Origin of the sequence: Caballeronia sp. AZ10_KS36 (assembly GCF_023631105.1) — a bacterium.
Classification (GTDB): Bacteria; Pseudomonadota; Gammaproteobacteria; order Burkholderiales; family Burkholderiaceae; genus Caballeronia.
The window spans coordinates 1-24,300 of sequence record NZ_JALQDQ010000015.1; the positions used below are offsets into that span (position 1 = coordinate 1).

20 protein-coding genes are annotated in these 24,300 nt (G+C 64.4%); 14 read left to right on the forward strand and 6 right to left on the reverse strand.

All coding sequences use genetic code 11. The features are described 5' to 3' along the window. Window positions 1-123 precede the first annotated feature (123 nt). From NCR35_RS08505 to NCR35_RS08515, 3 genes are all read right to left on the reverse strand, one after another. Window positions 124-714 carry a BPSL1445 family SYLF domain-containing lipoprotein gene (locus tag NCR35_RS08505; RefSeq protein WP_250534062.1) on the reverse strand — a complete coding sequence of 197 codons (591 nt, stop codon included), beginning with the start codon at window positions 712-714 and terminating at the stop codon, window positions 124-126. Between the two features lie 296 nt (window positions 715-1,010). Beyond that, complete coding sequence (locus NCR35_RS08510) at window positions 1,011-1,481, reverse strand: hypothetical protein (RefSeq protein ID WP_250534024.1); 471 nt, start codon at window positions 1,479-1,481, stop codon at window positions 1,011-1,013. A 220-nt stretch (window positions 1,482-1,701) separates the two neighbouring features. Beyond that, window positions 1,702-2,007, reverse strand: a complete 306-nt coding sequence (locus NCR35_RS08515) for a PsiF family protein (RefSeq protein WP_250534025.1) — start codon at window positions 2,005-2,007, stop codon at window positions 1,702-1,704. 227 nt (window positions 2,008-2,234) lie between these two features. On the opposite strand from NCR35_RS08515, the gene NCR35_RS08520 reads away from it, so the two are divergent. From NCR35_RS08520 to NCR35_RS08570, 11 genes are all read left to right on the forward strand, one after another. After that, window positions 2,235-2,516: a hypothetical protein gene (locus NCR35_RS08520; protein ID WP_244848647.1), complete on the forward strand. Its 282-nt coding sequence runs from the start codon at window positions 2,235-2,237 to the stop codon at window positions 2,514-2,516. 196 nt (window positions 2,517-2,712) lie between these two features. Then, window positions 2,713-3,675 (forward strand): sugar ABC transporter substrate-binding protein, encoded by a 963-nt coding sequence (locus tag NCR35_RS08525; protein ID WP_250534026.1) that lies wholly within the window; start codon window positions 2,713-2,715, stop codon window positions 3,673-3,675. Between the two features lie 171 nt (window positions 3,676-3,846). Beyond that, window positions 3,847-5,454 (forward strand): sugar ABC transporter ATP-binding protein, encoded by a 1,608-nt coding sequence (locus NCR35_RS08530; RefSeq protein WP_502801661.1) that lies wholly within the window; start codon window positions 3,847-3,849, stop codon window positions 5,452-5,454. Next, on the forward strand, window positions 5,455-6,462 hold the full coding sequence (locus NCR35_RS08535) for an ABC transporter permease (RefSeq protein ID WP_175940316.1): 1,008 nt from the start codon (window positions 5,455-5,457) through the stop codon (window positions 6,460-6,462). Between the two features lie 231 nt (window positions 6,463-6,693). Then, on the forward strand, window positions 6,694-7,743 hold the full coding sequence (locus NCR35_RS08540) for a LacI family DNA-binding transcriptional regulator (RefSeq protein WP_250534027.1): 1,050 nt from the start codon (window positions 6,694-6,696) through the stop codon (window positions 7,741-7,743). A 34-nt stretch (window positions 7,744-7,777) separates the two neighbouring features. Continuing rightward, the gene (rbsK, locus tag NCR35_RS08545) at window positions 7,778-8,722 is read left to right on the forward strand and encodes a ribokinase (RefSeq protein WP_250534028.1); all 945 of its coding nucleotides are present in this window, start codon (window positions 7,778-7,780) and stop codon (window positions 8,720-8,722) included. A gap of 188 nt (window positions 8,723-8,910) precedes the next feature. Beyond that, a complete protein-coding gene (locus NCR35_RS08550) occupies window positions 8,911-10,602 on the forward strand; it encodes a methyl-accepting chemotaxis protein (protein WP_250534029.1) in 1,692 nt (563 codons plus the stop codon). A gap of 130 nt (window positions 10,603-10,732) precedes the next feature. Next, the gene (locus tag NCR35_RS08555) at window positions 10,733-11,494 is read left to right on the forward strand and encodes a 2-keto-4-pentenoate hydratase (protein WP_244848653.1); all 762 of its coding nucleotides are present in this window, start codon (window positions 10,733-10,735) and stop codon (window positions 11,492-11,494) included. A gap of 325 nt (window positions 11,495-11,819) precedes the next feature. Next, window positions 11,820-13,742: a PrkA family serine protein kinase gene (locus NCR35_RS08560; protein ID WP_159836168.1), complete on the forward strand. Its 1,923-nt coding sequence runs from the start codon at window positions 11,820-11,822 to the stop codon at window positions 13,740-13,742. A 170-nt stretch (window positions 13,743-13,912) separates the two neighbouring features. After that, complete coding sequence (locus NCR35_RS08565; protein ID WP_175940321.1) at window positions 13,913-15,178, forward strand: YeaH/YhbH family protein; 1,266 nt, start codon at window positions 13,913-13,915, stop codon at window positions 15,176-15,178. Then, window positions 15,175-16,827, forward strand: coding sequence for a SpoVR family protein (locus NCR35_RS08570; RefSeq protein WP_244848654.1), 1,653 nt, complete (start codon window positions 15,175-15,177; stop codon window positions 16,825-16,827). The genes NCR35_RS08565 and NCR35_RS08570 overlap by 4 nt, the downstream gene beginning before the upstream one ends. A 53-nt stretch (window positions 16,828-16,880) precedes the next feature. On the opposite strand, the gene NCR35_RS08575 is transcribed toward NCR35_RS08570, so the two are convergent. Further along, a complete protein-coding gene (locus NCR35_RS08575) occupies window positions 16,881-17,936 on the reverse strand; it encodes an AI-2E family transporter (RefSeq protein ID WP_250534030.1) in 1,056 nt (351 codons plus the stop codon). A 225-nt stretch (window positions 17,937-18,161) separates the two neighbouring features. On the opposite strand from NCR35_RS08575, the gene rarD reads away from it, so the two are divergent. Continuing rightward, window positions 18,162-19,040 (forward strand): EamA family transporter RarD, encoded by an 879-nt coding sequence (gene rarD, locus NCR35_RS08580; protein WP_244848656.1) that lies wholly within the window; start codon window positions 18,162-18,164, stop codon window positions 19,038-19,040. A gap of 15 nt (window positions 19,041-19,055) precedes the next feature. Here rarD and NCR35_RS08585 read toward each other — a convergent pair whose 3' ends face one another. Together NCR35_RS08585 and NCR35_RS08590 are read right to left on the reverse strand one after the other, a co-directional pair. Further along, window positions 19,056-20,051 carry an aldo/keto reductase gene (locus NCR35_RS08585; RefSeq protein WP_250534031.1) on the reverse strand — a complete coding sequence of 332 codons (996 nt, stop codon included), beginning with the start codon at window positions 20,049-20,051 and terminating at the stop codon, window positions 19,056-19,058. A 68-nt stretch (window positions 20,052-20,119) separates the two neighbouring features. Further along, window positions 20,120-21,505: a DHA2 family efflux MFS transporter permease subunit gene (locus tag NCR35_RS08590; protein WP_250534032.1), complete on the reverse strand. Its 1,386-nt coding sequence runs from the start codon at window positions 21,503-21,505 to the stop codon at window positions 20,120-20,122. Window positions 21,506-21,635: 130 nt separating this feature from the next. Here NCR35_RS08590 and NCR35_RS08595 point away from each other — a divergent pair, with 130 nt between their 5' ends. Then, on the forward strand, window positions 21,636-22,496 hold the full coding sequence (locus NCR35_RS08595; RefSeq protein ID WP_250534033.1) for a LysR family transcriptional regulator: 861 nt from the start codon (window positions 21,636-21,638) through the stop codon (window positions 22,494-22,496). Window positions 22,497-22,703: 207 nt separating this feature from the next. Then, window positions 22,704-24,290 (forward strand): tannase/feruloyl esterase family alpha/beta hydrolase, encoded by a 1,587-nt coding sequence (locus NCR35_RS08600; RefSeq protein WP_502801663.1) that lies wholly within the window; start codon window positions 22,704-22,706, stop codon window positions 24,288-24,290. Window positions 24,291-24,300 lie beyond the last annotated feature (10 nt).

Below are 24,300 nucleotides of genomic sequence, written 5' to 3' on the forward strand. Positions count from 1 at the left end.
CCCCCCCCCCCCCCCCCCCCCCCCCCCCCCCCCCCCCCCCCCCCCCCCCCCCCCCCCCCCCCCCCCCCCCCCCCCACGGCGGTCATGCTTTCCGCCGGGACCGTGAAGACGGCGCGCGCCGCCTTACATCTTCAGGCGCGTCACCTTCGTGCCCTGGAGCGACACGTCGGCCATCAGGCCCGCGTTCGTCAGCACGAACGCTTCGACCGGGCTGGTGGCGGTGGTCGTGTCGACCGCGCCGTTGGCGCCCATCTTGACGAGCGCCACGGATGCATCGGCGCCTGCCGACCAGCCGTCCGAGTTGCGGAATTTGTCGAGCGCGTCCTGCGTCATGAAGAGGAAGATGATCGACTTCGACTGCGCGCCCGCCTGCAGGCCGAACGAGCCGGAGGTCGTGCTGTAGTAGCCGACCGTGCCGCCGCCCACGCGCAGCGCGCCCTTGCCGTATTGCGCGCCGACGATGAAGCCTGCCTGAATCACGGACGGGAACACGAGCACGCCGCGCGACTTCGCGACCAGTTCGCGCGAGCCGGGAACCGTCGCATAGAGCCGCTGGATGGTGCTGTCGACGTCCGCGTCGATGCTGCGGCGATCGTCGGCGCTGCCGGCGGCCTTCTCAGCGCCGGTATTCGAATTCGTCGTGCAACCGGCAAGCGCGAGGCCTCCCAGCGCCAACACGGCCGTCGTCTTGAGCATGAAGTTTCGTCTTTGCATCATTGTTCTCCATCGTGGAATTTAGGAAACCCCATAGTGCGGGAGGGTGAGGCACGCCAAGTTATAGCACAGCGACGCAACAACGCGACGCTCGCACCGGACACAGATACCGCGTTCCGCGCGTGCCGCGCAAGCCCTGCGTCGCATCCGCGCGTCGTCCACTGGACGACGGCGAATGGCCGGCTATTTCGCCCGCCCCGCTGCCTGAAGCCCTGCATTAATTTCACCGCACCGGTCTCGGTGACGGCGGCAACGCCGCGTAGCAAGTAGCAACGACCGTACCCGAAGCGCCTGCGTCACTGGGTCGTCGTTTTTACTTTGGTCGGAGGAACGGGGGCCGGCGCGCGCGACGGCCGCCGCAAGGCGCGCTTGATGCCGCCGATCACGATGCCGACGGCAAGCAGAAACGCCGCCGGCACGACCCAATAGCCGATGAAGGCGTGCCACAGATAGTCGGCGAGCGTCGCCTTGCGATGCGCGTATTCGTCGAGCGCTTCCTGATGACGGCGGGCGTTGGCTTGCAGAACGTCGGCGGGGCAGCCGGATGCGCGCGCTTCGTCCGGCGCGCCGTGACAACGCGCGGCGGCACCGGCGGACCGCTGCGCATCGGTGAGTTCCCAGGTCGAGAGCGCCTTCTGAAGATCGACCGTGTTATAGGCCATTTCCTCGCGCACCTCGTTGACCGCGACGATCATCACGGGCACGGCCCAGAAGGTGATCGTCACGAGCCACCGGCGGAACCAGCGGTTCTTGTATCTCCATGCCATCCGATGCCTCCATGCGAGGCTTGTCGCCACGCTAGACGAGCGGCGGCCGATGGCGTGTTTCTTGTATTCGTGAGGGGCCGCCTTCGCGCCATCTTATGAGAAAAAGACGGCGGTGCGAAACACTTGCTTGGGTGCAGTGCAATATGTACGAAGAGGGCAGACAGCCCGCGCCGCATGCAACCGACGCGGCGCGAATCAGACGATGCGGCCCGCGCCGCGATCAGCCCTTGCTGCTGAGACAACTCTTCATGAACGCCTTGCGGTCGTCGCCCTTCTTGCCGGATGCCTGGCTGTTGCACGCAGTCATGCGCTGCTGCTGGGTCATCGGCGCGGACGCGGCGGAGGCGGCGGCGGGCGTGGCGGACAGGCAACTCTTCATGAACGCCTTGCGGTCGTCGCCTTTCTTGTCGCCTGCCTGCTTGTTGCAGTCGCTCATCTTCGACTGCTGACTATTGGCCGCGAAAGCCGTATGCGCGCCCAGCGTAAGACTCAAAACAGCGATAAGGGCAGTGGCTCGGATGGTCATGTGACGCTCCCTGAGTAATTGACGATTCTTCTTGAATGAGCGAGTTTCGACGTCTCGCCCGCGCATTATGGCAAAGCAGGTTTCAACTGAGTGTGCGATAAGGTTAAATCTTCGAGTTGATCCATTGACCGCCGCGCCGCCGCCTTGCAACGCGCTTTCGCCGGCGAGCGGACGCAGTGTTCGTCATCCGGTTGCTTCGATCCTTCATCCACGACAGGAGCCGCTTCATGTCCACACCGCTCGCCGATCACTACAAGGGCTTCGCCATCCACGTGCAGGCCATGCGCCGCGCGAAAGAGCGCGACGAGCCGGACGACGGCCCGCGCCACTTCGACATCTTCGTGACCATTTCGCGCGACGCGGCAGGCGAGAGCGGCCGCTCCGCCATGTTCGGCGTGCCCGAGCAGGCGCCGTTCGAGAGCCCGATCGATGCGACGCGCGCCGGCATTGACTATGGCCGCAAGATCATCGACAACGAGATCGAGGGCCAGTCCGTCGCCGATCTTTGAGCGCCAGCGGCTGGCTTCGAACGCGCGCAAGACCACATTGCGCGTGCGTCCGAAGCGCCCAGTGCACGTTAGCCCGATTGACCGCGCGCCTCCCACGAACGAGAATCGACGGCGGCAAACGTTGAACCGCCCACGTTTCGCGTGACATGCAAGACCCACTGCACACAAATCAATCAAAACACTGGAGGAGAACCGCATGAAGTCAGCCATTCGCCGTCGCGTCCTGTCAGCCGCCGTCGCGCTCGTTGCGTGCAGCGCGCTGCCTTTTGCCGCATCGCCCGCCTTTGCGCAGAGCGCCGGCAAGCCCAAGGTCGCGCTCGTGATGAAGTCGCTCGCCAACGAGTTCTTCCTCACGATGGAAAACGGCGCGAAAGACTATCAGCAGCACAACGCCGACAAGTTCGACCTCATCACCAACGGCATCAAGGACGAAACCGATACGGCCGCGCAGATCCGCATCGTCGAGCAGATGATCGTCTCGAAGGTGAATGCGCTCGTCATCGCGCCGGCGGATTCGAAGGCGCTCGTGCCGGTCATCAAGAAGGCGGCGGACGCGGGCATCGTCGTCGTGAATATCGACAACCGGCTCGATCAGGACGTGCTCAAGTCGAAGGACCTGAACGTGCCGTTCGTCGGCCCCGACAACCGCAAGGGCGCGCGCCAGGTCGGCGACTATCTCGCCAAGCGCCTGAAGAAGGGCGACGAAGTCGGCATCATCGAGGGCGTTTCCACGACGACCAACGCGCAGCAGCGTACCGCCGGCTTCAAGGACGCCATGGACGCGGCCGGCATGAAGGTCGTCGCGCTCCAGTCGGGCGACTGGGAAATCGACAAGGGCAACGCCGTCGCGTCGCAGATTCTCAACGCGAACCCGAACGTCAAGGCGCTCTTGTGCGGCAACGACAACATGGCGATCGGCGCGGTGTCGGCGGTGCGCGCGGCGGGCAAGGCCGGCAAGGTGCAGGTGGTCGGCTACGACAACATCAACGCCATCAAGCCGATGCTGAAGGACGGCCGCGTGCTCGCCACCGCGGATCAATACGCGGCGAAGCAGGCCGTGTTCGGCATCGACGTGGCGCTCAAGGCCATTGCCGGGCACAAGAAGCAGTCGGAGCTCTCGACCGTGGTGGAAACGCCCGTCGATCTCGTGACGAAGTAAAGCGCAGCGAGCGTTGCGCCGCGAACCGTTCGTCCTCAAGTTCGCGGCCATCATGCCGTTAAGAGGCACGAGCGCGGTTGATGGACGGCGGAGCGTACCGGCCGCCGTCCCGCCGCAACGCATGCACAACTTTGCCGAGGATGCACCGACCGCCTTGAGCGACCTTACGCCATGATGAAAGACGCGCACGACGCGAGCGTGCTGACCGTCACGGGAATCGGCAAGACCTACGTCGAGCCGGTGCTGGCCGACGTATCGCTCGGACTCTCGCCGGGCGAAGTGCTCGCGTTGACCGGCGAGAACGGCGCGGGCAAGAGCACGCTGTCGAAGATCATCGGCGGTCTCACGAATCCGACCACGGGCACGATGACGCTCGCGGGCCAGCCGTACGCCCCGCAAAGCCGCACCGAAGCGGAAGCGCTCGGCGTGCGCATGGTGATGCAGGAGCTGAACCTGCTGCCGACGCTCTCGGTCGCGGAAAACCTCTTCCTCAACCGCCTGCCGCAGAAAGGGCGCCTGAAAATCGGCTGGATCGACCGCAAGCGGCTCGCCGAGGACGCGCGGCACGCGATGGCGCAAGTCGGGCTCGATGCGATCGACCCGGACACGCTCGTCGGCGATCTCGGCATCGGGCATCAGCAGATGGTCGAGATCGCGCGCAATCTGATCGGCGATTGCCGCGTGCTGATTCTCGACGAACCCACCGCGATGCTCACCGCACGCGAAGTCGATCTCCTCTTCGAGCAGATCGCGCGGCTCAAGGCGCGAGGCGTGGCGCTCGTCTATATCTCGCATCGGCTGGAAGAACTGAGGCGCATCGCGGAGCGCGCGGCCGTGCTGCGCGACGGCCGGCTCGTGCACGTCGGGCCGATGAGCGCGCTGACGAGCGACCAGCTCGTCACGCTGATGGTGGGCCGTGAACTGGGCGAACGCATCGATCTCGGCGAGCGCAAGCTCGGCGGCATCTCGCTGAAAGTGGACGGCATGACGCGCGCCCCGGCCGTGCGCGACGTGTCCTTCGAAGTGCGCGCGGGCGAAATTTTCGGCATCAGCGGGCTGATCGGCGCGGGGCGCACGGAACTCATGCGCCTGATCTACGGCGCGGATCGCGCGGACGGCGGCACGGTGGCCGTTTCGCGCGGCGGCGAGGCGCTGCGCCCGGTGAACATCCAGTCGCCGTCGGATGCGGTGAAAAACGGCATCGCGCTCATCACGGAGGACCGCAAGGGCGAGGGCCTGCTGCTCGGCCTGCCCATCGCCGCGAACGTTTCACTCGGCAACGTGGGCGCGGTGGCGCGTCACGGCGTGATCGACACGCGCCGCGAAGCCGCGCTCGCCGAACGCCAGATCGACGCCATGCGCATCCGCACGTCGGGGCCGGCGCAGGCGGTGTCGGAACTATCGGGCGGCAATCAGCAGAAGGTGGTGATCGGCCGCTGGCTCGCCCGCGACTGCACCGTGCTGCTTTTCGACGAACCGACGCGCGGCATCGACGTCGGCGCGAAGTTCGATATTTACGGGCTCATGGGCGCGCTCGCCCGCGAAGGCCGCGCGCTCGTGGTCGTGTCGAGCGATCTGCGCGAACTGATGCTGATCTGCGACCGGATCGGCGTGATGTCGGCGGGGCGCATGACCGGTGTGTTCGAGCGCGCGAACTGGACGCAGGATGCGCTGCTCGCGGCGGCTTTCGCCGGCTATGCGAAGCGCGAGGCCATTCTGCACGAGCCGCTCGCGCCCGACGCGAAGCCGCCCGAACAAGACAATTTGCTGGAGCATTGAATGACCGGACAGACCGAAGCGAATCTGCCAGCCGATGCGCCGAAAAGCGGCAAGAACGCGAAGGGCGCGGGCACGCGCCTGGGCTTTTCCAATTATCTGGGACTGGCCGGCGCGCTCGCCGCGATGATCGCGCTTTTCTCCGTGCTGAGTTCCCACTTTCTGACGTACGACACGTTCAGCACGATCGCGAATCAGATACCGGATCTCGTCGTGATGTCGGTCGGCATGACGTTCGTGCTGATCATCGCGGGCATCGACTTGTCGGTGGGCTCGGTCCTTGCGCTCGGCGCCTCGGTGGTGAGCGTGGCCGCGCTGAAGTGGCATTGGCCCGCACTTCCGGCAGCGCTCATCGGACTGGCCGCCGCCGCGCTGACGGGCACGGTCACGGGACTCGTCACGGTGGCATGGCGCATTCCGTCGTTCATCGTGTCGCTCGGCGTGCTGGAAGCGGCACGCGGGCTCGCGTATCAAATGACGAACTCGCGCACCGCGTATATCGGCGACGCGTTCGATTTTCTGTCGAATCCGATCGCGTTCGGCATCTCGCCGGCGTTCCTGATTGCGGTCGCGGTGATGATTCTTGCGCATTGGGTCTTGACCCGGACGATTTTCGGCCGTTATCTGGTAGGCATCGGCACGAACGAGGAAGCAGTGCGCCTCGCGGGTGTCGATCCGCGGCCGTACAAGGTCATCGTGTTCGCGCTGATGGGCGCGCTGTCGGGGCTGGCCGCGCTGTTCCAGATTTCCCGTCTCGAAGCCGCGGATCCGAACGCGGGCGCGGGCGTGGAGCTTCAGGTGATCGCGGCGGTGGTGATCGGCGGAACGAGTCTGATGGGCGGGCGCGGCTCGGTCATCAGCACGTTCTTCGGCGTTCTCATCATCTCGGTGCTGGCGGCGGGGCTCGCGCAGATCGGCGCGAACGAGCCGACCAAGCGCATCATCACCGGCGCGGTGATCGTGGTCGCGGTGGTGCTGGATACCTACCGGAGCCGGCGCAGGCGCGGTTGACAGAGCAGAGGGCAGCAGGCAGCAGGCAGCACGTCGGTGCCTCGCAACGGGGTGGGCGGCGACGTTAAACATGAGCGCAGGCAAATAGAGATGACCGGGCAGTGCCTTCGCCGTCTAGACAACGTCAAGCGCGGCGAGCGGAAGGAAAGCGGCCGGGCGCGTGAGGGCCGCGCGAGAGGACGTTTCCGGTCAATAAAAGAAGTTGGACCAAAGCAAAGCGAAGGACGATGTATGGCGACGATCAAGGACGTGGCAGCCATTGCTGGGGTGTCGTTTACGACGGTGTCCCACGTAGTGAACAATTCAAGGCCGGTGTCGGCCGACGTGCGGGCGAAGGTCGAGCGCGCGATCCGCGAGCTGGACTACGTGCCGTCGGCAGTGGCGCGCTCGCTCAAGGCGAAGTCCACGGCGACCATCGGGCTGCTCGTGCCGAACGCGACGAATCCGTACTTCGCCGAACTGGCGCGCGGCGTCGAGGACGGCTGCGCGAAAAACGGCTACTGCGTCTTCTTCTGCAACTCGGACGACGATCCGGCCAAGCAGCGCAACTATTTGCGCGTCTTGCAGGAGAAGCGCATCGACGGCCTCGTGATCGCATCGGCGGGCGAGGACGCGGTGCTCGCGCAGTGTCTGGCGGGCGCGCGCGAGCCGCTCGTGATCGTGGACCGCAACATCGAGGGCGTCTCGGCGGACCTCGTGCAGATCGACCACGAGAAAGGTGCGTACATTGCGACGAAGCATCTGCTGGAGACGGGGCATTCGGAGATCGGCTGCATCACCGGGCCGGTGGCGACAGCGGTGAGCGCCATGCGCCTGCACGGCTTTATCCGCGCGATGGCCGAGCGCGGCGTCGAGATCGAGCCGAACGCGATCGTCCAGAGCGACTTTTCCGCGACGGGCGGTTATGCTGCGGCCTCGCAGCTTTTCGACGCGATGAAGCCGACCGCGATTTTCGCGTGCAACGACATGATGGGCATCGGCGCGCTGCGGGCGGCGGCCGAGCGCAAGATTCGCGTGCCGGACGATTGCTCGATCATCGGCTTCGACGATGTGGAGTTGTCGCGCTACACGTATCCTGCGCTCTCGACGGTCGGCCATTCCGTGCGCGCGCTCGGCGAGATGGCCGCGCAGACGCTGATCGAGCGCATCGTCGGCAAGCTCGGCGGCACGACGCGCCGCCGCGTGGTACCGCCGCGTCTCGTGCTGCGCGAATCGACGGCGGTCGTGCCCGAGTCGCGCTGCGCCGAAAGCGGCGCAGTGGCAGACGCCAGAGCAAACTAACGCGGACGAACAACCACAGCAGGATTTCATCGCGATGAGCGACAACGCAACGAGTGAAGCAGGCACGCGCGGGCGCGTGGTGGTGGTCGGCAGTCTCAACATGGACCTCGTCGCGCGCGCGCCGCGCCTGCCGAAGCCCGGCGAAACGCTCGCCGGCTCCGCTTTCGTGCAGGCGCCGGGCGGCAAGGGCGCGAATCAGGCGGTGGCGGCCGCGCGCCTAGGCGCGCAAGTCGCGATGGTCGGCTGCGTCGGCGGCGACGCGAACGGCGCGACGCTGCGCGCGGGCCTCGAAGCGGAAGGCATCGACTGCGCCGCGCTCGCGACGAGCGCGGACGCGCCGACGGGCGTCGCGCTTATCATCGTCGACGACGTGAGCCAGAATGCGATCGTGATCGTCGCGGGCAGCAACGCGCAGGTCACGCCTGCGGTCATCGACGAGCAGGAGGCGCTGCTCGCACGCGCCGATGTCATCGTCTGCCAGTTGGAAACGCCGCCGCAGACCGTGCGCGCGGCGCTGGCCGCTGGCCGCCGGCTCGGCCGCACGACGATTCTCAATCCCGCGCCTGCGGCGAGCACGCTGCCCGCCGACTGGTTCGCGCTCATCGACTATCTGATTCCGAACGAACTGGAAGCCGCGACGCTTTCGGGTATCGCCATCGCGACGCCCGACGATGCGCGCCGCGCCGCCCGCGTGCTCAAGGAGAAGGGCGCGCGCAACGTGATCGTCACGCTCGGCGCGCAGGGCGTGTTCGCGCTGCTCGGCGACGACAGCGACGGCCAGCATCTGCCGTCGCCGAAGGTCGACGCCGTCGATACGACCGCCGCGGGCGATACGTTCATCGGCGGGTTCGCGGCGGAACTGGCGCGCGGCAGCGCCGTCGCCGACGCGATCGCCTTCGGTCAGCGCGCAGCCGCGCTCGCCGTCACGCGCGAGGGCGCGCAGCCGTCCATTCCGCGACGCGGCGAAATCGCAGCATAAGTTTTCAACATGTGCTGAATAACGGCGCGTACAACGCGTCGTTTTCCCTATCAGGGAAAGAACCTTCTCAAGTCCCGGTGCCTCTTGCCGTTTATATCGTAAGCGGCTGCGCGAGTGCGCGTCCGCCCATCGCGGCTTTACGCGTCACCACGCCCGCGCACATTCGAATCGGCATCAGGGACACATCCATGAAAAAGGCTTTGACGATCAAGGCACGCATCGGCATCTCGATGGCGTTTCTCGGCGCGCTCCTCGTCAGCATCGGCGCACTGGGACTCGCGGGCATGGGCCGCACGAACGAGGCTTTTCTCGACACGTATTCGGTGCAGATGCCGGGCGCCATCGCCGTCGGCAACAGTGAAATGTATGCGGCGCGCGAACGGCTTGTGTTCGACCGCGCGGCGCTGCTCGCCGGCACGTCCGAGGTGGCCGCGACCATCGAGCGTTCGCGCATGATGCGCCAGCGCGCCGACGCGTTCTGGAAGAACTACATGTCGCTGCCGCAGACGCCCGACGAGCGTCGTCTTGCCGACGCGTCGCAGGACAAGCGGCTCGCGCTTCAACGCGCCGTCGACAAGGGACTGGCGGCCGTCACGGCGGACGACCGCGCGGGCATGATCGCAGCGGCCAAGGCGATGCAGGCCGCTTACAACGAACTCGCCAACGCGAACGACGCGCTGCGCTCGTTTCTCACCGACGCCTCGAAGAAGAGCTACGAAGACGCGCAGAGCCGCTATACGTGGTTCCGCGCGCTGAGTCTTTCGGCCATCGCGCTCGGCCTCGGGGCGGCGGCCTTCGCGTGGGTCGCGTTGCGGCGCGCCATCGGGCGGCCGCTCGAAGCCGCGCTCGCGCACTTCGAAGCCATCGCCGCCGGCGATCTGCGACGCGACGTGGTCGTGACCTCGCGCGACGAAATGGGCCTGCTGCTCGAAGGCCTCGCGAAGATGCGCGCGAGCCTGCTCACAACGGTTCGCACGGTGCGCTCGGGCAGCGAATCGATCGCGTCGGCCACGCAGCAGATCGCGGCGGGCAATACCGATCTTTCGTCGCGCACGGAGGAACAGGCGTCCGCGTTGCAGGAAACGGCATCGAGCATGGAGGAACTGACGAGCACGGTGCGCCAGAACGCGGATAACGCGCGTCAGGCCAGCACGCTTGCCGCCAACGCGTCGGAGATTGCGGGCAAGGGCAGCGCCGTCGTCACGCAAGTGGTCGATACGATGGGCGAGATCAGCCGCAGCTCGGCCAAGATCGCGGACATCATCGCGATCATCGAAGGCATCGCGTTTCAGACCAACATCCTCGCGCTCAACGCGGCCGTCGAAGCGGCGCGCGCGGGCGAAGAAGGGCGCGGCTTCGCGGTCGTGGCAGGCGAAGTGCGCAATCTCGCGCAGCGTTCCTCGACGGCGGCCAAGGAAATCAAGGAGTTGATCGACACTTCGGTCGCGCGCGTGCAGTCGGGCACCACGCTCGTCGACGAAGCGGGCCGCACGATGAACGAGATCATCGGCGCGGTGCGACGCGTGACCGACATCATGGGCGAGATCGCGGCGGCGTCGGCGGAGCAGTCGACCGGCATCGAGCAGGTATCGCGCGCCGTCACGCAGATGGACGAAGTCACGCAGCAGAACGCGGCGCTCGTGGAAGAAGCGGCGGCGGCGGCGCAGTCGCTCGAAGATCAGGCCGCGCGCCTGCGTCAGGCGGTCGCAGTGTTTCAGGTGACCGAAGGCGCGGGGCTTGCTGCTGCTTCTGTGCACGTGCCGGCGCCCGTATCGTCGAAGCCGAAGCGCGTCGCGCAGCCTGCGCCGACTGCAAAGCCCGTAGCGACCGCGAAGCCCGCCGCATTGTCGACGGCGGGCGGCGACTGGGAGACATTCTGACGCTTTGATGCCGCTGCCCGCATCGCGCGTTCGATCGAAAGCGCATCACGCGGGCAACGTAAAGCACCTCCGGTCCGGTAACCCGTACACTGACGACACTGCGCGTCACCATTCACACGAGGGGATCGACATGACCGGATCGACACTTGCCGCCAAGCTCGTCGCGGCCCGGCGTCAGCATCGACTGATCGAAACGCTGGAGCCGCGCGATCTCCCCGCCGACGCACCCACCGCTTACGCCATCCAGCACGAAGTCCTGCGCGACAGCCACGCGCGCATCGGCGCATGGAAGATCGGCGCGCGCGCGCCCGATGCGCTCGCGGCGGGCGCGCCCATCGATGCCGAATGTGTCTATGTTTCGCCCGCGCGCCTTCCTTTCGAAGGCTTCTTTCGCGTGCTGGTGGAACTGGAGATTGCGTTTCGCTTCGCGTATGCGCTGCCCCCGAAGAACGATCCTTACACGCGCGCCGAAGTGCTCGCGGCGATCGGCGGCATTGCAGTCGCGCTCGAAGTGGTCGACAGCCGTTTCGCGCAGTGGCCCAATCTCGATCCGCTCGCGCAGCTTGCGGACTCGCAGAACAACGGCGCGCTCATCACAAGCGGCATGGAACCTTACGAGGTCGTCGCGCCGGGCTTTGATTTTCTTGCGCCGCGCCTTGAACTCACGCTCGATGGCGTGGGGATTGCTCCGGCTACCCTCGGCAATCCGGCGGGCGATCCTCGCGAATTGCTGCCCTGGCTCGTCAACCATTGTTCGCGCATGGGTTTGACCGTCGAGCCTTTCTGGACCATCACGACGGGCTCTTACACGGGCGCGTATCGCGTGGAAGGACCGGCCATGGTGCATGGCTCGATTGACCGCATCGGAGAACTGGAGTTGGTACTGACGTGACGACATGCGCTCGCGAACATGCTTTGGCGGAAGGTCGCGGTGCAGCGATGAAGCAAGCGCGGCGCAGCGAACATGCCGAAGCGCACGCAGAGCGCACGCTGCATGACATGCGAGCGCAAGAACGAACCGCATCTTGGGACTGAGGATTGTAGGTGAACGAAAATAACCTACCAAGCTAGTGATTGTTCCGAGCAGCTTCTAAGCAAATCAACCAAGCAAGTGCGTGAAAAAAAATTCGAAAGGGTTTAGGATGAATTCAAGCGATGTCGTTTCGATAACGCGCGTTGAGACGACCAAGGCTTTCTGACTTCGGCGAGGAGGTAGCATGGATATCTACAGCAGTTTCGCGACCCGCTTCGAAAAAACGCGCGAGGAGGAATTCTCGCTCGAAGAGTATCTCGCGCTCTGCAAGGAAGATCCTGCCACATATGCAACAGCGGGCGAACGCATGCTGACGGCCATCGGGGAACCCGAAATGGTCGACACTCGCCTCGATCCGCGTTTATCGCGTGTGTTTGCAAACAAGGTCATCAAGGTGTATCCGGCGTTCCGCGAGTTCTACGGAATGGAGGAAGTGATCGAGAACGTCGTGTCGTATTTCAGGCACGCCGCGCAGGGTTTAGAGGAGAAAAAGCAGATCCTGTATCTGCTCGGTCCGGTGGGCGGCGGCAAGTCGTCCATTGCAGAACGGCTCAAGCAACTCATGGAGCGCGTACCGTTCTACTCGCTCAAGGGTTCGCCCGTGAACGAATCGCCGCTCGGTCTTTTCGATTACGACGAAGACGGTCCGGTGCTCGAGGAACAGTACGGCATTCCGCGCCGTTACCTGAAGAGCATTCTTTCGCCGTGGGCCGTCAAGCGCCTGCACGAATACAACGGCGATATCCGCAAGTTCCGCGTGGTGCGCCGCTATCCGTCGATACTTCGGCAAATCGGCATCGCGAAGACGGAGCCGGGCGACGAGAACAATCAGGACATCTCCTCGCTCGTCGGCAAGGTGGACATTCGCAAGCTCGAAACCTACTCGCAGGACGACGCCGATGCTTACAGCTATTCCGGCGGCCTATGCCTCGCGAATCAGGGCTTGCTCGAATTCGTCGAAATGTTCAAGGCGCCGATCAAGGTGCTGCATCCGCTTCTGACGGCCACGCAGGAAGGCAACTTCAAGGGCACGGAAGGCTTCGGCGCCATTCCGTTCGACGGCGTGATTCTCGCGCACTCGAACGAATCGGAATGGAAGGCTTTCCGCAACAACAAGAACAACGAGGCGCTGCTCGATCGTATCTTCGTGGTGAAGGTGCCGTACTGCCTGCGCTATAGCGAAGAGGTGAAGATCTACGAGAAGCTCTTGCGCAATTCTTCGCTCGCGGAAGCGGTGTGCGCGCCGGGCACGCTCAAGATGATGGCGCAGATGGCCGTGCTCACGCGTTTGCACGAGCCTGAGAATTCGAGCCTCTTTTCGAAGATGCAGGTCTACGACGGCGAGAACCTGAAGGACACCGATCCCAAAGCGAAGTCGTATCAGGAGTATCGCGATTTCGCGGGCGTCGACGAAGGCATGACGGGCGTGTCCACGCGTTTCGCGTTCAAGATTCTGTCGCGCGTGTTCAACTTCGATTCCACCGAGGTCGCGGCCAACCCGGTGCATCTCATGTACGTGCTCGAACAGCAGATCGAGCGCGAGCAGTTCCCGCCGGAAACGGAGCAGAAGTATCTGTCGTTCATCAAGGACGTACTGGCTTCGCGCTACGCCGAGTTCATCGGGAAGGAGATTCAGACGGCTTATCTGGAGTCGTATTCGGAGTATGGACAAAACATCTTCGATCGCTATGTGACGTATGCGGACTTCTGGATTCAGGACCAGGAGTTCCGCGATCACGACACCGGCGAGAGCTTCGACCGCGCCGCGCTCAACGCGGAGCTGGAGAAGATCGAGAAGCCTGCGGGCATCAGCAACCCGAAGGACTTCCGCAACGAGATCGTGAATTTTGTGCTGCGTGCGCGCGCGAACAACGGCGGCAAGAATCCCGCGTGGATCAGCTACGAGAAGCTGCGCGTCGTGATCGAGAAGAAGATGTTCTCGAACACGGAGGAACTCTTGCCGGTCATCTCCTTCAATGCGAAGGGATCGGCCGAAGAGCAACGCAAGCACGAGGATTTCGTGAACCGCATGGTCGCGAAGGGCTATACGCCGAAGCAGGTGCGTTTGTTGTGTGACTGGTATCTGCGCGTGCGCAAGTCGTCTTAAGCGGCGCGGTGTCACGAAGGAAGTTGCAGTAGAGCAGTGCAGGTCCGCGCCGTCCGGGTTCGATGCTTGCATCCGGATGGCCAAGCGGGCAGATTGCGAGCGAGAGGCGCCCACGCGCGGCGCAAACATGCGGCGCCTCGCACACTCGCCATTTTTGCGGGAGACTGGATGTGCTGCACCAAATCATCGACCGCAGGTTAGCCGGCAAGAACAAGAGCATCGCGAACCGCGAACGCTTCCTGCGACGCGTCAAGAACTACATTCGCCGCGCCGTTTCCGACGCGGTGCGCGATCGCAGCATCAAAGACATTCAAAGCACGCAGAGCATCACGATTCCGAAGAAGGACATCGCGGAGCCGTCGTTCCGGCATGGTCCGGGCGGCAAGCGTGAATACGTGCATCCGGGCAACGCCGACTACGTGCGCGGCGACAAGATCCCGCGTCCGCAAGGCGGCTCGGGCGGCGGCGGCAAGAGCGCGAGCAATGAGGGCGAAGGCCAGGACGATTTCGTCTTCGAGCTGTCGCGCGAAGAATTCATGCAGTACTTCTTCGACGATCTCGAACTGCCGCGCCTCGTCAAGACACAACTGCTCGCCGTGCCGACGTGGAAGAACGTGCGCGCGGGCTGGGCGGCGGAAGGCACGCCGAACAACATCGACGTGGTGCGCTCGCTGCGCAGCGCGCTCGGCCGGCGCATCGCGCTCGGCTGGCCGCTTTCGGCGCAATTGCGCGAGATGGAACGCCAGCTCGAACAACTGAAGGAAGAAGACGGCAATCCGGACGACATCGCGCGGCTGGAAGCGGATATCGTCATCATGCAGGGGCGGATCACGCGCATTCCGTTCATCGATCCGTTCGATCTGCGCTACATCAACCGTGTGAAGCAGCCCACGCCTTCGAGCAAGGCGGTGATGTTCTGCCTGATGGACGTCTCCGGTTCCATGGACGAGCAGCGCAAGGATCTCTCGAAGCGTTTCTTCATCCTGCTGTATCTCTTCCTGCAGCGGAACTACGAGAAGATCGAAGTCGTGTTCATCCGTCACCATACGCGCGCCGAAGAAGTCGATGAAGACACGTTCTTTCATTCGACGGAAAGCGGCGGCACGGTGGTGTCGAGCGCGCTCGAACTCATGAAGAAGATCATGGACGAGCGCTACTCGCCGACTGAATGGAACATTTACGGCGCACAGGCTTCGGACGGCGACAACTGGACCGACGATTCCCCGAAGTGCCGCAAGCTGCTCGCAGAGGACATCCTGCCTAAGGTGCGGTATTTTGCGTATATTCAAGTCGCGCCAGAAGAGCAGAACCTGTGGTTGGAGTATGCTCAACTTGCGGCCGGCGCGCCTGAACTGGCGATGAAGAAGGTCGATTCGGCCTCGGACATTTATCCGGTGTTCCGCGAACTCTTCGAAAAACAACAGGCGGCCGCATGACGACGAGGCACGTGAACAACGAAGCGCGTGGATATCATCTCGACGGCACGGACGATCGTGCGCCGTCGAAACTCGGACCGGAAGCGGGGCAACGCAATGCGTCTGCCACGACGCACGAGGTAAGCATGAACGTTGCAGAAAAACGGCGGCCGCTGCCATGCCCATCGGACTGGAGCGTCGAGCTGATCGAGGAGTACGACGCCGAAATCTCGCGCGTCGCGAATCGCTACGGGCTCGACGTCTATCCGATCCAACTCGAAATCATCAGCGCCGAGCAGATGATGGATGCGTACGCGTCCGTCGGCATGCCGGTGAACTATCGGCACTGGTCGTTCGGCAAGCACTTTCTCTCGACGGAGAAAAGCTACCGGCGCGGGCAGATGGGCCTCGCGTATGAGATCGTCATCAACTCGAACCCGTGCATCGCGTATCTGATGGAAGAGAACACGATGACGATGCAGGCGCTCGTCATCGCGCATGCCGCTTACGGGCATAACTCCTTCTTCAAGGGCAACTATCTGTTCCGGCTGTGGACGGACGCCCACGCGATCATCGATTACCTCGTGTACGCGAAGAATTACATCGCGGAATGCGAGGAGCGTCACGGGCTGGATCGCGTCGAGGAACTGCTCGACTCGTGCCACGCGCTGATGAACTACGGCGTGGACCGCTACAAGCGCCCGCAGAAGCTGTCGCTCGCGAAGGAAGCGGCGATGCGCCGCGAGCGCGAGGCGTATCTGCAATCGCAGGTAAACGAATTGTGGCGCACGCTGCCGAACAAGAAGGCGCCGTCCGCCGAGGAAATCGAAAGCCGCTATCCGCCAGAGCCGCAGGAGAATCTACTGTACTTCGCGGAGAAGAATGCGCCGCTTCTCGAACCTTGGGAGCGCGAAGTCATTCGCATCGTGCGCAAGGTCGGACAGTATTTCTATCCGCAGCGGCAGACGCAGGTGATGAACGAAGGCTGGGCCACGTTCTGGCACTACACGCTGCTGAATACGCTCTACAACGAAGGCCGGCTCGAAGACGGCTTCATGATGGAGTTCCTGCATTCGCATTCGAATGTGGTCTATCAACCGCCGGTGACGAAGCCGTATTACAGCGGCATCAACCCGTATGCGCTGGGCTTTTCGATGATGAGCGACATTCGCCGCATCTGCGAGAACCCGACCGACGAAGACCGCGAGTGGTTCCCCGATCTCGCGGGCAGCGACTGGCTGGAATCGCTGCACTACGCGATGCGTAACTTCAAGGACGAGAGCTTTATCGCGCAGTATCTGTCGCCGCATTTGATCCGGGAGATGCGCCTTTTCTCGATTCTCGACGACGACATGCGCGACGCGCTCGAAGTCTCGGCCATTCACGATGAAAGCGGCTATCGATATGTGCGACAGGCGCTGTCGCGGCAGTACGACATTCATCATCGCGAGCCGAACATTCAGGTGTATTCGGTGAACACGCGCGGCGACCGCAGTCTCACGCTGCGTCACTTCATGACCGACAATCGCCATCTGTCGAACGACAGCGACGAAGTGCTCAAGCACATGGCGCGCTTGTGGCAGTTCGATGTGTATCTGGAAAGCGTCGATGAAAATGGAACGGTGAGAAAGCGCTTCGATTGCCGATATACCGCGCCGAATTCGCGTTGATCGAAATGCGGGTTCAATGAGAAATGGCTCCTTTGTGGAGCCATTTTTCTTTGCTATTGCGGGTCCTCATCCTGCGAAAAGATATCCCAGCTCGCCATGAAGAGCGCCGCCACGAGCGGCCCGATCACGAAGCCATTGATACCGAACAACGCCATGCCGCCGAGCGTCGAGATCAGCACGACCCAGTCCGGCATCTTCGTGTCCTTGCCGACGAGAATCGGACGCAGCACGTTATCCACGAGTCCGATCACGACGACGCAGAACGCCACCAGCACGAGCCCGCGCCAGATTTCGCCGGTCATGAAGAAGTAGAGCGCGGCCGGTGCCCAGACGAGCGCCGCGCCCACCGCCGGCAACAGCGAGAGAAACCCCATCAGCACGCCCCATAGCAAGGAGCCGTTGATGCCGAGAATCCAGAAGATCAGCCCACCGAGAAAGCCTTGCACGGCGGCCACCGCGATATTGCCCTTGACCGTCGCGCGCACGACGGTCGTGAACTTCGCGATCAGATGCTGCTTCGGCGCCGGGTCGAGCGGAAGCGCGCGGCGGATGCGTCGCCCGATCTCGACGCCATCGCGCAGCAGGAAAAACACGAGATACAGCATCACGCCGAAGCTCACGATGAACTGGAACGTGTTCTGACCGATGAGCAGCGCCTGCGCCGCCGCGAACTGGCTGATGCGCGAGGCGCCTTCCATCAGCTTGCTCTGCACGCCTGGAATGTCGTCGAGGCCGTAACGCCCGAGCAGTTGCTGCACCGACGCCGGCAGCGCATGAAGCACATGCTGAAAGTACATGCCGAAGTTCAGATCGCCGCTCTTGATGCGCGTATAGACGAGCGCCACTTCCTGCACGAGCGTCACCGCCACCACCGACACCGGAATGATGACGATGAGAATGGCGGCGGCGAGCGTCGTGAGCGCGGCGACGTTGCGGCGCTTGCCGAAGCGCACCGTGAGCCAGCGCTGCATCGGCTGAAACAGCAGCGCGAGTATCGCGCCCCAGAAGATCGCGCCGAAGAAGGGCAACAGCACCCAGGCGAGCGCGACGGTCACGACGAACAGCAGGATATGGAAGAAGCTCTGGTGAACGGACTGGTGGTTGTTCATTAGCGGCGACGGGAAAAGGCAAAAAGGGGCAGGGCGAGGATTAGCGGGCCATGCTAGCACGCGCTGTCGGCGCGCTTGCACGCACGCCTCGGAGCACGAAGCTCGCCTGACGTTCGCGAGATGCGCGTTTTCGGTCGTCCGCATCGACTAAAATCCGGCTTCCATTCCTTGCAGACGGCTTCCGGCCGCGTCCGGCCGGCTTACATCTGCGCCACGCATCGAACCATGAATCCAGGCGTCGTCTACGCATTCGCGGCTTTTGCCATCTGGGGTCTTTTCCCGATCTACTTCAAGGCGCTGCATTCGATCGGCGCGATAGAAATGCTCGCGCACCGCATGGCGTGGTCGATGCTCTTTCTGCTGATCGTGCTGACCGCGCGCCGTCAATGGCAATGGCTCGTGCCCGTGCTGCGCGACAAGCGGCTCCTCGCGCGCTTCGCGGCGAGCGCGGTGCTGCTCTCCGCGAACTGGGGCATCTATATCTGGGCGGTGAACGCGGGGCGCATCGTCGAGGCGAGTCTCGGCTACTTCATCAATCCGCTCGTCAACGTGCTGTTCGGCATGGCGTTCCTGCACGAACGCCTGCGGCCGGTGCAGTGGATGGCTGTGATCGTCGCCGCGCTGGGCGTCGCGTGGCTCACCTGGGTGAACGGCGCGCCGCCCTGGATCAGCTTCGCGCTGGCGCTCACGTTCGGCGGCTATGGTCTGCTGCGCAAGACGGCTTCGCTCGGCGCGCTCGAAGGCTTGACGCTCGAAACCATGCTGCTGTGTCCGGTCGCGCTGCTGTATCTCTTCGTGCTCGGCTCGCACGGAGCAAGCGGCTTCGCGCACGCGACGATCGGCGTGAAGCTGCTGCTCGCGGCGGCCGGACCGGTGACGGCCGTGCCGCTGCTGCTGTTTGCCGCCGGCGCGCGGCGCATTCCGCTGTCCATGCTCGGGCTCATTCAATACATCACGCCGTCGCTGCAACTGCTGATCGGCGTGGCGATCTATCAGGAGGCGTTCGGGCACGATCAGCTGATCGGCTACGGCGCCATCTGGACCGCGCTCGCGCTGTATTCGCTCGAAGGCGTCTATTCGGCGCGGCGGGCGCGGGCAGCCTGAACCGACCAGTGCGCTTTACCGCGATGCATCGCCCCAGCGGTATTCGACGGTCGCGTCGTCGAGCTTCGCCTTGATGTCCGGATCGAGCGGCTGATCGACGGCGGCGAGCGTATCGTCGAGCTGCTCAGGGCGGCTTGCGCCGATGATCGCCGATGTCACCGCGGGATTTTCCAGCACCCACGCGAGCGACGTGCTCGCAAGAGAACGCCCGGTCGGCGCGACGATTTCCTTCAGCTTCTCGATGGTCTGGAACTCGCGCTCGTGCCAGTAACGCTCCTGATACATCTCGCCCGCCTTGCCGACGGTCGCGGTGAAGCGTCCCTCGGAAGGCGCCGCGCCGTGCTTGTGCTTGCCGGTCAGCAGGCCGCCCGCGAGCGGGTTGTACGGAATCACGGCGAGCCCTTCTTCTGTCGCGAGCGGCAGCAACTCGCGCTCGATCTGCCGGAAGAGCAGGTTGTAGCGCGGCTGCAGCGAGACGAAGCGCGCGGTACGCAGCACGTCCGCGCGGCCCAGCGCCCGCGCGAGCCGGTACGCGAGGAAATTCGACACACCGATATAACGCGCCTTGCCGTGCCGCACGATCACGTCGAGCGCCTCCAGCGTTTCGTCGAGCGGCGTGTCGCGGTCGTCCATATGCAGCTGATACAGATCGACGTAATCGGTGTTCAGGCGCCTGAGCGACGCGTCGATGGCATCGAGCAGGTGCTTGCGCGACGCGCCCTTGTTCCAGTCGAGCGGTCCCATCACGCCGACGGCTTTCGTCGCGAGGATGAACTGATCGCGCTTGCCCGCAAGCCATCGCCCGACGATCTCCTCCGTGCGGCCGACGATATCGTGCGTGCCGCCGAGCGGATAGACATCGGCGGTATCGATGAAATTGACGCCTGCCTCGCTCGCGCGGTCCATGATGCTGCGCGATACGTTCTCGTCGGTCTGCAGACCAAAGGTCATCGTGCCCAGCGTGAGACGCGATACGGTGAGTCCGGTGCTGCCGAATTTGCGGTATTGCACGGTTGCGCTCCAGAAGAAGGGAAGAAGGTGCGGCAACGGGCAGGATAGCCCGTACCGTGCGCGCCTGCTTATCGTGCAGCGGGCGTCGGCGCGGACGGTTGCGGCGCGGAATCGAGCCGGCGGAACACCGCGGCCGACAGCAGCGTGACCACGCCCATGCACGCGAAGCTCAGCTTGAAGCCGAGCGACGCCGACCCGAAGTGTCCCTCGAAGACCTGCACCAGCGAGCCGCCGATCGATACGCCGAGGCCGATGGCGAGCATCTGCACCATCGAGAACAGGCTGTTGCCGCTGCCCGCGTCCTGCTTTGACAAGCCCTTGAGCGTGACGCTGTTCATCGCGGCGAACTGCATCGAGTTGCACGCGCCGAAGATCGCGAGAATCGCGATTTCGGCGGCGAGCGGCAGTGACGGCGAGAAAGCCGCGAACGCGACGATCGACGCGCCGACGAGCGCCGTGTTCACCAGGAGAAACGTGTCGTAGCCGTACCGCTTGACGAGGCGCGCGATCCAGCGTTTCGAGACGGTGCCGGCAATCGCAATGGGCAGCATCATGAGCCCGGAATGCAGCGGGCTGTAGCCGAGGTCCAGCTGCATCATGAGCGGCAGCAGAAACGGCACCGCGCTCGAACCGATGCGGCACAGCAGATTGCCGATCAGGCCGACACTGAAATTGGGCTCGCGAAAGAGCGCGAGCTTGAAGAGCGGATTGCGCCGATGACGCGCATACGGAATGTAGGCGAAGGCGGACGCCGCCGCGACCGCGAAAAGCGCCGCCGACACCGCGCCGCGATGCGTTTGCACCGGACTATCGAGCGCGAGCGAAAACGCGACCATGCACAGCGAGAGCAAGCCGCAGCCGATGAAGTCGAACGGCGGCGCGTCGTGCAGCGTATCGTGGGGCAGGAAACGCTGCACCGCATAGAGGCCGGCCGCGCCGATTGGCACGTTGATCAGAAAGATCCAGTGCCATGTGAACGACTGGACGAACCATCCGCCGAGCGTCGGGCCGAGAATCGGGCCGACTTGTCCGGCGACGGAAATCATCGCGAGCGCGGAGACATAGGCTTCGCCGCTGACCGCGCGCAAAACCGCGAGGCGGCCGATCGGCAGCAGCATCGAGCCGCCGATGCCTTGCAGCACCCGCGCGAAGACGAGCTGATTGAGCGAATGTGCGCCCGCGCAGGCGAGCGATCCGACGACGAACAAGCTGATCGACACGAAGTACACGCGCCGCGTGCCGAAGCGGTCGGCGAGCCAGCCGGAGGCGGGCGTAAGCAGCGCCATCGTGAGCGTGTAGGCGACGACGATCGACTGCATCGCGAGCGGCGCGGCGTGCAGGTCACGCGCGATGGAAGGCAGCGCCGTGTTGACGATCGTCGTATCGAGCGCCTGCATGAAAAAGCCCACGGCGACGATCCACAAAAGCGCCGTGTGCGAAGACTGTCTGGTCATGAGGGAGAGAGCGGGGCGTCGCGCTGGAACCGTTTTCAGCGCACATGTGAAATATTAGTGACTGTGGGCGTTATCGGGAACCCCGCTAACCGCATTGACTGTTATCGGCTCTACCGATCACAATGCACGGATGCTCAATCCGCTCTGGCTCAACACTTTCGCGACGGTGGCCGCGTCGCACAGTTTCACCGAAGCCGGGCGGCAACTCGGCTTGCGTCAATCCAGCGTGTCGGAGCATATCCGGCGGCTGGAAGAGAGCGTCGGCCGGCGGCTTTTCCTGCGCGACACGCACTCGCTCGCGCTCACCGCCGACGGCGAAGCCATGCTCGTCCACGCCCGCGTGATTCTCGAAGCGATGGCGCACGCCGAATCGCAGTTCCGCTCGCCTCGACTGCGCGGACGCGTGCGGCTCGGCTCGTCGGACGATCTCGCGCTCGGACCGCTTCCGAGCGTGCTCGCCGCGTTTCGCGACACGCATCCGGACGTGGAACTGGAAATCACCATCGGCATGACCGGGCGGCTCTATCAATTGGTCGACGCGGGCGAACTGGATCTCGCCGTCGGCAAGCGGCGCCTGGGCGATGCGCGCGGCACGCGGCTTTTCAGCGGGCGGCTGGAATGGCTCGCGAAGCCGGGAACCGTCGTCGATACGGCGCTGCCGCTGCCGTTGATTCTCGTCGCCGAGCCGAGCGTCACGCGCGCCGTGGTGCTCGATGCGCTCGCGATGACCGGCGCGCGCTGGCAAATGGTCTGCACGAGCAGCAGCCACGCGGGCTGCATCGCGGCGGCGCGCGGCGGGCTCGGGCTCACGGTGCGCTCGCACTTTCTGGCGGGCCGCGGGCTCGCGCCGCCGGTCAATCGCGCGGAGTTGCCGGAGCTGCCCGAGGTGGAGTTCATCGCGTTCGGCGCGAAGCATCTGAGCCGGCCGGCGGAGACGCTGCTCCAGCTTCTGGAGACGAGCGATTTGCGCGGGGAGTGGGACGGGGAGTAGGGAATGCGGCGTGCTTTGGGCGGATCAATCACGTCGTGCCGCCGCAACGCCGGGCGGCGGCCCCGAATGGCTAACCAGAAACGCTTCTTATATATTGAGCGGCCATTGAAGTATCCACTCCAGCCCGTGCTTTCTCTCCGCCGTCTTTTCCTCGCCGATGCCTCGCGCCGCGCGTGCCGGGCATTGCTCGCCGCCGCGCTCGCGCTCATGGCGCTCTCGCGCGCGCACGCCGCCGCGTACGTGACCAAGCACTGCGATGACCTCGCCGGCAAGACGGTGCCCGCGTCGATCATCGGCTTGCCGACGCGCGGCGCGCTGATCGTCACGGCGTCGGCGGTCAAGGCGGCCGCGCCCGGCAATCGCAACGGCGAGTATTGCCGCGTGACGGGCATCATCCGCGCGATCCAGGAGACGACGCCCGACATCCGCTTCGAAGTGAACTTGCCGAGCCGCTGGAACGGTCGCGCGCTGCAAATGGGCGGCGGCGGCTACAACGGCGTGCTGGTTTCCGGCACCGAGCCGATGCCCTTCGCGCCCGATTCGACGCCGCTCGCGCGCGGCTACGCGACCTTCGGCTCCGACTCGGGGCACGTCGGCAATTCGGGGCGCGCGGATTTCGCGGTCAACGACGAAGCCATCGTCAATTTCGGCTTCGCGCACCTGAAGAAAACGCGCGATGTCGCGCTCGCGCTGATCGAAATGGGCTACGGGCGCTTGCCCGACAAGATCTACTTCGCGGGCGGCTCGACGGGCGGACGCGAAGGCTTCACCGTCATCGAACGGTTTCCGAACGACTACGACGGCGTGATCGCCAACGCGCCCGCCATCAACTTTTCGGGCGTGCGGCTGCTCGGCGTGAAAGTAGGGCAGGCGTCCTACGCGAAGCCGGGCGGCTTCGTCGGGCTCGCGCAGCAACGGCGCGTGTACGAGACGGTGGTCCACGAATGCGACCGGCTCGACGGTGTCGCGGACGGCATCGTCGGCAATGTCGAAGCGTGCCGGCAACTGGAACCGCAGATCATCGCGTCGTTGCGCTGCGCGAACGGCCAGCGTCCGTCGCTGCGCGACAGCTGCCTCTCCGATGCGCAACTCGACACGCTGGAACTGCTGCGCGACGGACTTTCGATGCGCTATCCGCTCGCCTATGGCGTCGCCTCGTATCCCGGCTACAACGTGTTTCAGGGCGTGGACTTCTCCGGCATGCTCGGCCTCGGCGATTCGCCCACGCTCCTCAACCCGCCGACGTTCGCCGCGAACGGCTATCTCTTCGCGCAGGGCGACGCGTATGTCCGCCATTTCGTCACGCGCGACGCAGCGGTGAGCGGACTCTCGTTCGACATCGACAATCCCGGCCGCTACCGGCAGCGGCTCGTCACGCTCGCCTATACGGTCGGCGCGATGAACCCGGATTTCTCGGCGTTCATCGCGCACGGCGGCAAGCTCGTCGCCATGCACGGCCTCGCCGACGAAGTCATCAGCCCGAACCAGACGATCGCGTTCTATCGCGGACTCGTCGAGCGATATGGTCAGGAGACCGTCGATTCGTTCATGCGGCTCTACATGGTGCCGGGCTTTCAGCACGGCAACGGCGTGTTCATTCCCGCATGGGACGAACTCGGCGCGCTCGACGAGTGGGTGACGAACGGCGTCGCGCCGGAGACGCTCATCGGCACGGACATCGCGCCGGCGACCAACGGACGCACGCGTCCCATCTGCCGATACCCCGGCTATCCGCGCTATCTCGGCAAGGGACGAGTGAACCTGGCCGCGAGCTTCCGCTGCACCGCGCCGTGACCGTGGCGCA